10 protein-coding genes are annotated in these 13,016 nt (G+C 65.6%); all 10 read left to right on the forward strand.

Annotation, left to right across the window (positions count from 1 at the left end; genetic code table 11):
• Nucleotides 1-36: 36 nt before the first annotated feature.
• The 10 genes from FHX60_RS08205 to FHX60_RS08250 all read left to right on the forward strand — a co-directional run bounded on the left by FHX60_RS08205 (nt 37) and on the right by FHX60_RS08250 (nt 13,016).
• A complete protein-coding gene (locus FHX60_RS08205; protein WP_183283038.1) occupies nt 37-1,041 on the forward strand; it encodes a tripartite tricarboxylate transporter substrate binding protein in 1,005 nt (334 codons plus the stop codon).
• Between the two features lie 23 nt (nt 1,042-1,064).
• Nucleotides 1,065-2,588, forward strand: a complete 1,524-nt coding sequence (locus tag FHX60_RS08210; protein ID WP_183283039.1) for a D-arabinonate dehydratase — start codon at nt 1,065-1,067, stop codon at nt 2,586-2,588.
• A 34-nt stretch (nt 2,589-2,622) separates the two neighbouring features.
• Nucleotides 2,623-4,095 (forward strand): NAD-dependent succinate-semialdehyde dehydrogenase, encoded by a 1,473-nt coding sequence (locus FHX60_RS08215; RefSeq protein WP_112775218.1) that lies wholly within the window; start codon nt 2,623-2,625, stop codon nt 4,093-4,095.
• Between the two features lie 37 nt (nt 4,096-4,132).
• Nucleotides 4,133-4,939, forward strand: a complete 807-nt coding sequence (gene hpaI / locus FHX60_RS08220; RefSeq protein ID WP_092312428.1) for a 4-hydroxy-2-oxoheptanedioate aldolase — start codon at nt 4,133-4,135, stop codon at nt 4,937-4,939.
• A gap of 25 nt (nt 4,940-4,964) precedes the next feature.
• Nucleotides 4,965-6,410 (forward strand): FAD-binding oxidoreductase, encoded by a 1,446-nt coding sequence (locus tag FHX60_RS08225; RefSeq protein ID WP_183283040.1) that lies wholly within the window; start codon nt 4,965-4,967, stop codon nt 6,408-6,410.
• Between the two features lie 158 nt (nt 6,411-6,568).
• Nucleotides 6,569-7,657: an MBL fold metallo-hydrolase gene (locus FHX60_RS08230; protein ID WP_183283041.1), complete on the forward strand. Its 1,089-nt coding sequence runs from the start codon at nt 6,569-6,571 to the stop codon at nt 7,655-7,657.
• A gap of 1,020 nt (nt 7,658-8,677) precedes the next feature.
• Nucleotides 8,678-9,469 (forward strand): ABC transporter permease, encoded by a 792-nt coding sequence (locus FHX60_RS08235; protein ID WP_183283042.1) that lies wholly within the window; start codon nt 8,678-8,680, stop codon nt 9,467-9,469.
• Complete coding sequence (locus FHX60_RS08240; RefSeq protein WP_092312417.1) at nt 9,466-10,128, forward strand: ABC transporter ATP-binding protein; 663 nt, start codon at nt 9,466-9,468, stop codon at nt 10,126-10,128. Before FHX60_RS08235 ends, FHX60_RS08240 begins: the two co-directional genes overlap by 4 nt.
• Entirely contained in the window at nt 10,125-11,258 is a 1,134-nt protein-coding gene (locus FHX60_RS08245; RefSeq protein WP_183283043.1) for a KpsE/RkpR family capsule polysaccharide export protein, read from the forward strand. Before FHX60_RS08240 ends, FHX60_RS08245 begins: the two co-directional genes overlap by 4 nt.
• Nucleotides 11,259-11,261: 3 nt before the next feature.
• Nucleotides 11,262-13,016, forward strand: coding sequence for a polysaccharide biosynthesis/export family protein (locus FHX60_RS08250; protein ID WP_183283044.1), 1,755 nt, complete (start codon nt 11,262-11,264; stop codon nt 13,014-13,016).

Below are 13,016 nucleotides of genomic sequence, written 5' to 3' on the forward strand. Positions count from 1 at the left end.
TCCCGCCGATAATCAAAACATCGGAGACACCCGCAAATGACTCAATCGTTTCCCATCGATGCCAAGCGCCGCCGCCTGCTCATCGGAGCCGCGGCGGGTGCCGCCGGCGTGCTGTTGCCGGCTGCGCGGTCGCTGGCCGCCGACTATCCCGAGCGTCCCATCACCTTTATCTGCCCGTGGCCGGTCGGCGGCACCGCCGATCAGTCGATGCGCGCGCTGTGCCAGGTGGCCGGCGGCATCCTCAAGCAGTCGATCGTGGTGGAGAACCGTGCCGGCGCGTCCGGCATGATCGGCACCAAGGCGCTGGCGCGCGCCAATCCCGACGGCTACACCATCGGCCAGATCCCGATCTCGGTCACGCGCTTCGCGCAACTCGGCATGCTGCAGCTGGACCCGCGCACCGAGCTGACCTACCTGGCCCGCACCTCGGGGCAGACCTTCGGCATCGCGGTGCCGGCCAACTCGCGCTACAAGACGCTGCAGGACGTGGTCGCCGCCGCCAAGGCCAGCCCGGGCAAGGTCACCTATGCGCACGCCGGCATCGGCGGCGCCACCCATGTCGGCATGGAACAGTTCGCGCTTGCAGCGGGCATCCAGTTCAATGCCATCGCCTACAAGGGCGGTGCCGCCGCGCTGCAGGACGTGCTGGCCGGACAGGTGGAGCTGCTGGCCGATTCGAGCTCATGGGCGCCGCACGTCGAAGCCGGCAAGCTGCGGCTGCTGGCGACGTGGGGCGAACAGCGCGCGACCCGCTTCAAGGACACGCCCACGCTCAAGGAGGTGGGCTACAACGTGGTGGTGGAAGCGCCCAACGGCATCGGCGCGCCCAAGGGCCTGCCGCCTGCCGTGGAAAAGAAGCTGCGCGATGCTTTCCGCGCCGCGGTCGCCAGCAACGAGTTCAGGCAGGTCGCCGCGCGGCTGGACGCGCCGGTGATGTACCTGGACGGGCCCGACTACAAGAAGTACGTCGCCAGCGTCTATGACCAGGAAACCCAGCTGATCCAGCGCCTCAAGCTGAAAGAACTGCTGCAGCAAAGCTGATGGCACGCGAAGGCCAAGACCCAGTGAACTCCAATCCCGTCATCCGGCTGCACCCCAATGACAACGTGCTGGTCGCGCGCAGCGACCTCGGCCTGGGCCAGCAGCTGGCCGATCCCGCCATGCGCGTGCGCGCGCAGGTGCCGGCCGGCCACAAGATCGCGGCCTGCGCCATCGCGGCCGGCACGCCGGTGCGCAAGTTCGACACCGTCATCGGCGTGGCCGCGCGCGATATCGCGCCGGGCGACCACGTGCATTCGCACAACCTGACGCTGGTCGATTTTTACCGTGATCCGGCCTTCTGTCAGGACGTGCGTCCGGTCGACTACGTGCCGCAGGCGCAGCGCGCCACCTTCAACGGCTTTGTGCGCGCGGATGGGCGCGTGGGCACGCGCAACTTTATCGGCATCCTGTCGTCGGTCAATTGCTCGTCCACCGTGATCCGCCAGATTGCGGCGCATTTCACGCCGCAGCGGCTCGCCGGGTATCCGAATGTCGACGGCGTGGTCGCCTTTGCGCAGACCAGCGGCTGCGGCATGTCATCGCCGAGCGAGCATTTCGACGTGCTGCGGCGCACGCTGGCCGGCTATGCGCGCCATCCCAACCTGGCCGGCGTGCTGATCGTGGGGCTGGGCTGCGAGCGCAACCAGGTCGCGTCGCTGGTGGCATCGCAAGGCCTGGAGCCGGGGCCCGCGGTGCATACGCTGGTGATGCAGGATGCCGGGGGCACACGCGCCACCATTGCGGCCGGCATCCGAGCCATCGAGTCGATGCTGCCGGCGGCCAACGCCGCGGTGCGCCAGCCGGTGCCCGCCAGCCACCTGAAGATCGGCCTTGAGTGCGGCGGCTCTGACGGTTTTTCCGGGATCAGCGCCAACCCCGCGCTGGGTGCCGCGATGGATATCCTGGTGCGCCATGGCGGCACCGCGATCCTGTCCGAGACCCCGGAGATCCACGGCGTGGAGTTCATGCTGACGCGCCGCGCGGTAACGCCGGAAGTCGGGCAGAAGCTGCTGGACCGCCTCGCCTGGTGGGAGCGCTACACCGCGGGCCACAACGCGCAGTTCAACGGTGTGGTCGGCCACGGCAACCAGCAGGGCGGCCTTGCCAACATCTTCGAGAAGTCGCTGGGCTCGGCCATGAAGGGCGGCACTACGCCGCTGCAGGCGGTCTATGAGTATGCCGAGCCGATCGACCGGGCCGGCTTTGTGTTCATGGACTCGCCCGGCTATGACCCGGTGGCAGTCACCGGCCAGATTGCCAGCGGTGCCAACCTGATCTGCTTTACCACGGGGCGTGGCTCGATGTTCGGCTCGAAGCCGGCGCCGACGATCAAGCTGGCTTCAAATTCGGCGATGTACCACCGCCTGGAAGAAGACATGGATATCAACTGCGGCCTGGTGCTCGATGGCGAGCTGAGCGTGCCGCAGATGGGCCAGCGGATCTTCGAACACATCCTGCGCGCGGCCTCGGGCGAGCCCACCAAGAGCGAATTGCTTGGCCTGGGCGACAACGAGTTCGTGCCGTGGCACCTCGGCATTGTCAGCTGAGCCGCGTTCAACCAATCTCTCTCCCCACTCATCGATGCCGACGCTTTCCGAGCCAACACTGCTGCGCAGCCAGAACCTGATTGACGGCCAATGGCGCGATGCCGGACTGGGTGCGCGCTTCCCCGTCACCGATCCGGCCAACGCGGAGGCGTTCGCCAACGTGGCCGACAGCGATGCCGGCGATGCGCGCCTGGCCGTCGACGCCGCCGCCGCGGCATTCCCGGCATGGAGCCGCCGGCCCGCGCGCGAACGCGCGCAGCTGCTCAAGCGCTGGCATGCGCTGATCCTTGACCACCAGGAAGACCTGGCGCGCATCATCTCGACCGAACAGGGCAAGCCGCTGAAGGAAGCGCGCGGCGAGGTGCAGTACGGCGCGTCCTACGTAGAGTGGTTTGCCGAGGAAGCCACGCGCATCTGCGGCGACATCGTTGCGGAAGCGGTGCCGGGCCGCAAGCTGCTGGTGCTGAAGGAGCCGGCAGGCGTCGTCGCCGCCATTACGCCCTGGAATTTCCCGCTGGCGATGATCGCCCGCAAGATCGCACCCGCGCTGGCTGCCGGCTGCACGGTAGTGGCCAAGCCCGCCGAAGACACGCCGCTCACGGCGCTGGCACTGGCCTGGCTGGCGCAACAGGCCGGCATGCCGGCGGGCGTCGTCAACATCGTTACGGCCTCGCGCGAGCGCACGCCCGGCGTGGTCGATGCCTGGCTGGCAGACAGCCGCGTGCGCAAGGTCACGTTTACCGGCTCCACGCCGGTCGGCAAGCACCTGGCGCGCGAATCCGCTGCCACGCTGAAAAAGCTCTCGCTGGAGCTGGGCGGCAACGCGCCCTTCATCGTCTTCGACGATGCCGATCTCGATGCCGCGGTCGATGGCCTGATGGCATCCAAGTTCCGCAACGGCGGGCAGACCTGCGTGTGCCCGAACCGGGTTTATGTGCATGACGCTGTGCACGATGCGTTTGTCGAGCGCCTGGCGCAGCGCGTGGGCGCGCTCCATGTCGGCCCCGCAACCGAAGACGCCGCACAGATCGGCCCCATGATCAATGCCCGCGCCGTCGACAAGATCGCGCGCCATGTCGAAGACGCGGTCGCCAGGGGCGCGCGCGTGGTCACCGGCGGCAAGCGCGTGCGCAGCGCCGACGGCCCGCACTATTACGCGCCGACGGTGCTGGTCGATGCCACGCCGGCGATGGAACTGTCGTGCGAAGAGACCTTCGGCCCGGTCGCACCGATCTTCCGCTTCCGCGACGAAGCCGAGGTGATCCGCGACGCCAACGACACGCCGTTCGGCCTGGCCGCGTACTTCTACTCCAACGACATCCGCCGCATCTGGCGCGTGGCGCAGGCGCTGGAGACCGGCATGGTCGGCATCAACGAAGGCGCGATCGCGGCCGAGGCGGCGCCGTTCGGCGGCGTCAAGGAGTCCGGCTACGGGCGCGAAGGCTCGCGCCACGGGCTGGACGACTACATGCATACCAAGTACCTTTGCCAGGGCCAGCTCGGCTGAAGCGCCAGGCGCAGCCCGTTCGCACCAGGAATTCCCCATGCCCGCAAACAATCCCTTCAAGACCGCACTGGCCGCGCGCCAGGCGCAGATCGGCCTGTGGCTGTCGATGGCGACGCCGTACCTGGCCGAAGTCTCGGCCACCGCCGGCTTTGACTGGCTGCTGATCGACGGCGAGCACGCGCCCAACGACCTGCGCTCGACGCTGCACGCGCTGCAGGCCGTGGCGCCGTATCCGGTCCAGCCCGTGGTGCGCGCCGTGGCCGGCGAAGTGCCACTGATCAAGCAGCTGCTGGATATCGGCGCGCGCAGCCTGCTGGTGCCGATGGTGGATACCGCCGAGCAGGCGCGCGCGCTGGTCAGCGCCACGCGCTACCCGCCGAACGGCATCCGCGGCGTGGGCAGCGCCATTGCGCGCGCATCGCAGTGGAGCGCGCGCACCGATTACCTCGATGTGGCCGACGACGAGATCTGCCTGCTGGTGCAGGCCGAAACCGTCACCGCGCTGCAGAACCTGGAAGCGATCTGCGCGGTGGACGGCGTCGACGGCGTCTTCATCGGACCGGCCGACCTGGCCGCCTCGATGGGCTACCGCGGCCGCCCCGGCCATCCGGACGTCCAAGCCGCCATCGAAGGCGCAATGCGCACCATCATCGCCAGCGGCAAGGCCGCCGGCACGCTGACATCGGACCCCGCGCTCGCGCGACGCTACCTCGACCTGGGCTGCACCTTCGTCGCCACGGGTGTGGACGTGATGTTGTATGCCAATGCCGCACGCAAGCTTGCCGCCTCGTTCCGTGAGCCGCAGGCGGACGCCGCTGCCGGCAAGCCTTCCGCCGCGTACTGACCCGAGTTCTCTTCGCCTTATCGCCATGACCGTCGAGCTACCCACCCCGGAAACCACCTTGCGCGCGATGCAGGCCATTGTCGGCGCCAACGCCTGCCGCAGCGGCGAGGCCGACACGCAGGCCTACGTCACCGACTATCGCGGCATCTATCGCGGCCAGGCGCAAGTGGTGGTGCTGCCATCGTCGACGGAAGAAGTCAGCCGCGTGCTGGCGTGGTGCCATGCGCAACGGGTGCCGGTGGTGCCGCAGGGCGGCAATACCTCTTTGATGGGCGGCGCCGTGCCGGACGACAGCGGCACCGCTGTCGTCGTCAACCTGAGCCGCATGAACCGCGTGCTGGGCATCGACCCGGTCAACGACACCATGACCGTGCAGGCCGGCGTCACGCTGAGCGCGGCTCGCAGCGCCGCCGAAGCGGAGCAGCGCCTGTTTCCGCTGCGTATCGGCTCGGAAGGCTCATGCCAGATCGGCGGCAACCTGTCGACCAATGCCGGCGGCACCGCGGTGCTGCGCTACGGCAATATGCGCGACCTGGTGCTGGGCCTCGAAGTGGTGCTGCCCGACGGCCGCATCTATTCGTCTCTGCGCGGCCTGCGCAAGGACAATACCGGCTACGACCTCAAGCAGCTGTTCGTCGGTGCGGAAGGCACGCTGGGCATCATCACCGCCGCGGTGCTCAAGCTGATGCCCCAGCCGCGCAGCAGCGCCGTGGCGTTCGTCGCGGTGCGGGACCCAGCTGCGGCCGTAGCCCTGCTTGGCGAAGCCAAGCGACTGTCCGGCCAGGCCGTGACCGCGTTCGAGCTGATCTCGCGGCCGGCGCTGGAGCTCGTGCTGGAATACCTAGGCAATGTCGCATCGCCGCTACAGGAGCGGCACGACTGGATGGTGCTAATCGAGCTGACCTCCGGCACCGACGCCGAAAGCCTCAATGCCACGCTGATGGAGATCCTCGAATCCGGCTTCAGCCAGGGCCTGGTGCAGGACGCAGCCGTGGCCGCGAGCCTGGCGGGCGCGCAGACTTTCTGGCGCATCCGCGAAGAGATCTCCGACGCCCAGACCCGCACTGGCGGCAGCATCAAGTGCGATGTCTCGGTGCCGCTGTCGCGCATCGCAGCGTTCGTGGAAGAGGCGTCGGCCCGGGTGCTGGAACGGGTGCCAGACGCGCGCATGGTGATCTATGGCCATATGGGCGATGGCAATGTCCACTTCAACCCGCTGCGGCCCAGGGACCAGTCTGCCAGGGATTTCCTGGCGCAATGGTATGAGCCCGTCTCCGCGCTGGTTGACGGCATGGCGCACGCGGAGAATGGCTCGATCTCCGCCGAGCATGGCATCGGCGTGGCCAAGCGCGATGACCTGACGCGCTACAAGTCGCAGGTGGAACTGGAACTGATGTGGCAGGTGAAGCAGGCGCTGGATCCGCTGAACCTGCTCAATCCGGGCAAAGTCCTGCCGGCACCGACGCGCTAGCCGGCGATCGTTTCAGGGGCAGGAACGCGGGTGGGGCGCGCGTGGCACGAATCGCCCACCTGGGCTAAGGTATCAGCTATCCAAAACGCGCCGGACCGGGCCATCGCTGCCCCCGGGCCACGGCGCACAGCACGGCCGGCCCACCGGCCCAGACACCGATGACCGCCCAATCCCCCGACATCGCGCTTGCTGCTGCCCCCATCTCCCTCCAAAAGCCCGAACTCGACTACCCCTGCGGCGACGCCCCCGAACCCGGCCACGCCCGGGAAGTCGCACCCGGCGTCCTGTGGCTGCGCATGCCGATGCCGCTTGGCCTGAACCATATCAACCTGTGGGCCATCCGCGACGGCAGCGGCTGGGCCGCGGTCGATGCCGGCCTGCAGACCCCGGAAACCGCGCAGGCCTGGCGCGCGCTGTTCGCCGCGGGCGGCGCGCTCGACGGCGGGCTGACCCGGCTGTTCGTGACCCATATGCATCCCGACCACATCGGCATGGCTGGCTGGCTGACCGGCAAGTTCGACTGCCAGCTGTGGATGACGCGGCTTGAATACCTGATGTGCCGCGTGCTCGCCGCCGATACCGGACGCGCCGCGCCGGACGACGCCATCGCGTTCTATCGCAAGGCCGGGTGGGATGACGAAGCGATCGAGGTGTACCGCACCCGCTTCGGCGGCTTCGGCAAATATGTCCACGCCTTGCCCGAAAGCTTCCACCGGCTCTCCGACGGCGATACCGTCCGCATCGGCGCGCACGACTGGCAGGTCATCGTCGGCACCGGCCATTCCCCCGAACATGCCTGCCTGTACTGCCCGGCGCTGAAGCTGCTGGTATCGGGCGACCAGGTGCTGCCGCGCATCTCGTCCAACGTATCCGTGTTCCCGACCGAGCCCGACGCCGACCCGATGGCCGACTGGCTGGCCTCGCTCGACAAGGTCCGCGCCGCCGTGCCGGACGATGTGCTGGTGCTGCCGGCGCACAACGAACCGTTCCGCGGGCTGCACGCCCGGATCGATTATCTGCGGGCCAGCCAGATGCAGGCGCTGGACCGGCTGCGCGGCGCCCTGGCTGAACCCAGGCGCGCGGTCGACGTGTTCGGGGAATTGTTCTCGCGGCCGATTACGGGGAGTGGCGGGCTGCTGGGGATGGCAACGGGGGAGAGTATTGCGCATTTGAACTACTTGCTGGCGCGTGGGGAGGTGGTGCGGGAGGTTGGGATGGGGCAGTGCTACTGGTACCGCGTGACTTGACCGAGGGCGGTCTGGTTGATGCGGAGTGCCATCCGCGTGCCGTTCCTCTGCCCGCAGTGTTGGCGACGCGCAACGCGTCGCGACAATACATGGGGAGACGTCTTCGTTGCCGAGGGCCCAATTGCGCTGAAGCGGCGCCAACGTGTCGATGTGAATCGCATTGTAATGCCGTACCAGTTTCATTCCCGTCAACAATAGCGATGTTCTGCGGCATTGCTGGTGCGGTGCTGGCGCGTGGGCATAAGGAACCAACGGTGCCTCCACTTATGGGCACCCGCTCTACATCTCTTCCCCATCGAAGGACTCCTCCGTTCCGGCCACGCCGGTTTCGTTCCTGAGAAGAATCTTGATGATTTTATTTCTATGGAAACAAGTGCAGCCGAAGGATTCCTCTCCTGTCAACGCACATTTTCCAAATAGCGTAGCTTTGTAATATTTTGGATTATCTCTTTGAATAATGATTGTATTTTCTAAATGACATGAACAAATTTGCGTGGGCGAAATTTGATCTATCGCAAAGTTAATGCTTTCTCTGAAAAATAAGTGATTAACTAAGTTTTGTTACATTGTCCTTGGAACCCTTCTCCGTCGCGGGTTCCAGGGTGAACGATAGGCCGCACGTGGCGCTGAAAATAGTCGACCAAAGGCCACAAAATCATTGTTCAAGCGGCGTCATCCCCCTTGTGGGGGAGAAGTCGTATTTTGTTACCAGATGTTGCGTAACGCGCTTCGGACGCTTATTATTGCGCCCTGCAAAAAGTAAGTGGCCACAGAAAAGTGGCCAGGGTCAGCAAAAAAACAGAAGCGGATAATGAGCGCAGCGGTTCGGGAAAGCGTTGGGCGCGCAGCGGCAGGAGGCTTGGGGGGAGGCATGTGTCTACACCGGGCCGGCGCCATGGCGGGAATACTTCATCAGGTCATGCCGGGGGCGGTACAAGTCACCTTCAGGCAGCAAACGGTTGCCGTGGGCAGCCACGTCCACTTTTGCGTCGACATCTCAGATAGTCGCCACCGCCCGCAATGAGCCGGACTTCGGTCCGGTCGGACGTCTCCATCGCAGTTTCCGTATGGCGAGCACTGTTCCTGCGCGAGGCCAGTGCTCGCCTGGCCGGCGCGCGCGCGGCCTGGATCTGGATCCTGCTCGAGCCGGTCGCGCACCTTGTTTTCCTGATGGTGGTGTTCGGCGTGATCAGGCATCAGGTCAGGCAGGATGCCAACATCGAAGTGTTCATCCTCGTCGGGGTGTGGGGATTCTTCCTCGTGCGCAATATCGCGCAACGGGGCATGGAAGCTATCAACGCCAACCAGGCCTTGTTCTCGTACCGCCAGGTACAGCCGGTCGACACGGTGCTGGTGCGCGCCACGGTAGAGGCCTTCCTGTATGTCATCGTCGGCGCCGTGCTGCTAGCCGCGCTGGCGCTGCTCGACATCGATGTGCGGCCCGCTGATCCGCTGCTCGTCATGTGGTCGGCTTTTTTGCTGTGGGCGTTCGGGCTGGGCCTGGGCCTGATGTTCTCCGTCATCGGCACGCTGTTGCCCGGCCTGGGCAAGCTCATTCGCATCGTCTTCACGCCGCTCTACTTTCTTTCGGCGGTCATGTATTCGGTCTCGAGCATGCCGCGGGCCATGCGCGAGGTGGTGCTGGTCAACCCGATCACCCACGGCCTGGAAGCGATGCGCAGCGGCTGGTTTGCCGCTTACCACGGCGAAGCGCATATCAGCCTTGGCTATCTCGCTTTTTGCGCACTGGCCACGGTGTTCCTTGGCTTGGCCATGCACATGCGGTACGCAACCCGGCTGACCGCGCAATGATCGAGATCACCGACGTCCATAAGCGCTACCGCACCACGCATGGCTCGAAGTGGGTGCTGCAGGGCGTGACGCTCCAGATTCCGCAGAAAAGCCGGGTGGCGCTGATCGGGGCAAACGGCGCGGGCAAGTCGACCCTGCTGCGGCTGGTAGGCGGCATCGACCAGCCCAACCGCGGCAGCATCGTCCGCAATTGCCGCGTGTCGTGGCCCCTGGGCCTGAGCGGCGGGTTCCAGGGCTCGCTGAGCGGGCGCCAGAACACCAAGTTCGTCTGCCGCATCCACGGCATCCACGGTGCGCTGGCCGAGAAGCTCGAGTTTGTGCGCGAGTTCTCGGAGCTTCACGACGCCTTCGAGGATCCGGTCAAGACCTATTCGTCGGGCATGCGCTCGCGACTGGCGTTCGCCATGTCGCTTGCCTTCGATTTCGATACTTACCTGGTGGATGAGCTGACGGCCGTCGGCGACGCCGCGTTCAAGCGCAAGTCGCAGAAGGCCTTCGAAGACCTGGCCGGCCGTGCGGGCCTGGTGATGGTCTCCCACAGCGAATCCACCCTCAAAAATTTCTGCCAGTCGGCAGTCTGGCTGCATCAGGGCCAGGCGCACTGGTTCGATTCCGTTGAAGAGGCCCTGCGCGCGTACAGGGACAGCATTCCAGCATGATGAAGACGATTACGTCGGGCGCCGCAGGGCAGATCGGGCGACTGACACGAGTGAATACCCTGAACCGCATCTGGCAAGTGGCCGTGGCCGCGTGCGTGCTTGCCGTTGTGTACTGGAGCGTGATCGCGTCCGACCTGTATGTGTCGGAAGCACGCGTGGTGGTGGAGCGCAGCGACGGCGTGGGCGCCAGCGCGGCGGATTTCACTTCGTTGCTGGTCGGCAATACCGCCCCGCAGGACTTGCTGCTGCTGCGCGAGTACCTGCTGTCGGCGGACATGCTCAAAAAGCTCGACGCCAAGCTCGGGCTGCGCAAGCACTACGCCGACAGCGGCCGGGACCCGCTGTCGCGCTTGTGGTTCGAGGATGCTTCGCTCGAGCGTTTCCATGACTACTACCTGAAACGCGTCAACGTCGAGTACGACGACTTTGCACGCGTTCTCGTGATCCGGGTCCAGGGCTACACCTCGGAGATGGCGCATGCCATCGCGCAGGAACTGGTCGCCGACGGTGAACGCTTCATGAACGAGATGACGCACCGGATCGCCAGCGAGCAGGTCGTCTACATCGAGAAACAGGTACACGACCAGGGCGAACGCCTGAAGGCGGCGCGCCAGGCGCTGGTTGCCTACCAGAATGCCAATGGACTGGTGTCCCCGCGCGGCGAGGTAGAGAGCCTGTCCACCGTGGTCGCCAATGCCGAGGCCACGCTGGCCGAACTGCACGTCAAGCGCAACTCGCTCAAGGACGTGTTCACGCCGCAGTCGCCGGCGATCCAGCAGATCGACGCGCAGATTGCCGCGGTCGAGCGCCAGATGGCGGAGCAGCGCGGCCGCATGGTCTCGACCAAGGGCCGCGGCCTGAACCGCGTGGTGGAAGAACACGACCGCCTGCAGGCTGCCGCCGAGTTTGCCTTCGACATCTACAAGACCGCCATCGGCGCGCTGGAGAAGGCCCGCATCGAGGCCACGCGCAAGCTCAAGAACGTAGCGGTCGTGCAGAGTCCGACCCGGCCGGAGTACCCGCTCCAGCCCCGGCGAATCTACAACATCGTGGTGTTCGTCCTGATGACGCTGATGCTGGCAGGCGTCGTGCAACTGCTCAGCGCCATCATCCGCGACCACCGAGACTAGTCCATGCTTCAAAGAATCCTTGCTATCGCGGTCGCCGCGGCCAGCCTGGCCGGCGCCCACGGCGCGCATGCCCAGAGCGGCACGCGACTGCCGCAATCGGCCGCCGTCGGCCAGATGGAATACGCCGCGCTGGCGGCACAGGGCGCTACCACTCCCGGTGGCGCAGTGGTCGGCAATCCCGCTGCGATGGGCGCCGTTGCCACCATCCCTGCACGTGCCGACACGCCGCTGCCCGACAGCGCGCCGCAGAACAACGACTACACCGCCAACATGGCCAGCGACGCCTTCGGCGCGCAGCTGTTCACGGGCGCCTTCAGCCGCGACAGTGCTTCCGTCTTCAATCCCAGCCATGTCATCTCCGTCGGTGATCGCATCCAGCTGCGCATCTGGAACGGATACAACGTCGACACCGTGCTGACCGTTGACGCCGGAGGCAACATCGTTTTGCCGGAAGTAGGGCCGTTCCGCGTGCAGGGCATCACCAACGGCAATCTCCAGACCGCCGTCGGCAACGCACTGCGACGCGTATTTGCCAGCAAGGTGTCGATCTACGCCAGCCTGCTTGCGGCGCAGCCCGTGCGGGTCTACGTCACCGGCGCAGTGCGCCGCCCCGGCATGTACGACGGCACCTCCAGCGACAGCGTGCTGCGCTACCTCGACCAGGCCGGCGGCATCGACCCGGACCGCGGCTCCTTCCTGGATGTCGCGATCAAGCGTGGCAACCAGACGCTGGAAGTCGTCAATCTCTATGACTTCCTGCTCAAGGGTGACCTGACCTCGAAGCAGCTGAACAACGGCGACGTCATCTTCGTCCAATCCCGCAAAAAAACCGTCAAGGTCAGTGGCCTGGCCGAAAACGCCAAGCGCTTCGAGTTCCTCGGCGAACAGGCCCGGCTCGACCAGATCGTGCGCCTCGCCAAGCCGCTGCCCGAAGCCACCAACGTCCGCGTGGTGCGCAATACCGGCACGGTCCGCAACGTCGAATACTTCCCGATCTCGCAGGGCAATCAGATCGACCTGCGCAACGGCGACGAAATCGAATTCACCGCCGACAAGCGGCCGGGCACCATCACCGTACGCGTCGAAGGCGAGCACACCGGCCCGCAGGAATACGTGCTGCCGTATGGGAGCCGCATGGGTCAGCTGCTCAGCCAGGTGCATTACACGCAGGAGTCCGATACCGAAAGCATCCAGCTTTTCCGCCAGAGCGTGAAGACGCGCCAGAAGACGCTGCTGGGTACCACGCTCAAGAGCCTGGAATCGAGCGTGCTGACCGCGCGTTCAGGGACGGCGGAAGAGGCACAGTTGCGCAAGGAAGAAGCCGCGCTGGTGCTGCAGTGGGTGGAGCGCGCGAAGAAGATCGAGCCTTCAGGGCAGACGCTGATCGCGAAGTCGAGCACCCGTAATGACTTGCTGCTGGAGAACGGCGACATCTTGCGGGTGCCGGTCAAGGACGGGCTAGTGCTGGTCAGCGGCGAAGTGTTGTTCCCCAATGCCGTGGCGTATGACAAGAGCCTGGACTTGGATGACTTTATCCAGCAGGCGGGCGGTTTCTCGCAGAACGCGGATACATCGCGAATCATCATTGCGCACCGGGATGGGAGTTTCTCGGATGGCAAGAAGGATGATGCGGTGAAGGCGGGCGACGAGATCATGGTGTTGCCGAAGGTGGACTTCAAGACCCGTCAGTTTGCCAAGGATGTGTTTCAAATTCTTTACCAGATTGCGATTAGCGCGAAGGTGGTACTGGGACTCTGA

It is taken from the genome of Cupriavidus alkaliphilus (genome assembly GCF_014191175.1).
Lineage (GTDB): Bacteria > Pseudomonadota > Gammaproteobacteria > Burkholderiales > Burkholderiaceae > Cupriavidus > Cupriavidus alkaliphilus.

Bases quoted from the DNA above. Each gene is read 5' to 3' on its own strand.
- FHX60_RS08205 (WP_183283038.1), top strand. From the start codon at position 37: ATGACTCAATCGTTTCCCATCGATGCCAAGCGCCGCCGCCTGCTCATC.
- FHX60_RS08215 (WP_112775218.1), top strand. From the start codon at position 2,623: ATGCCGACGCTTTCCGAGCCAACACTGCTGCGCAGCCAGAACCTGATT.
- hpaI (WP_092312428.1), top strand. From the start codon at position 4,133: ATGCCCGCAAACAATCCCTTCAAGACCGCACTGGCCGCGCGCCAGGCG.
- FHX60_RS08225 (WP_183283040.1), top strand. From the start codon at position 4,965: ATGACCGTCGAGCTACCCACCCCGGAAACCACCTTGCGCGCGATGCAG.
- FHX60_RS08230 (WP_183283041.1), top strand. From the start codon at position 6,569: ATGACCGCCCAATCCCCCGACATCGCGCTTGCTGCTGCCCCCATCTCC.
- FHX60_RS08235 (WP_183283042.1), top strand. From the start codon at position 8,678: ATGAGCCGGACTTCGGTCCGGTCGGACGTCTCCATCGCAGTTTCCGTA.
- FHX60_RS08240 (WP_092312417.1), top strand. From the start codon at position 9,466: ATGATCGAGATCACCGACGTCCATAAGCGCTACCGCACCACGCATGGC.
- FHX60_RS08245 (WP_183283043.1), top strand. From the start codon at position 10,125: ATGATGAAGACGATTACGTCGGGCGCCGCAGGGCAGATCGGGCGACTG.
- FHX60_RS08250 (WP_183283044.1), top strand. From the start codon at position 11,262: ATGCTTCAAAGAATCCTTGCTATCGCGGTCGCCGCGGCCAGCCTGGCC.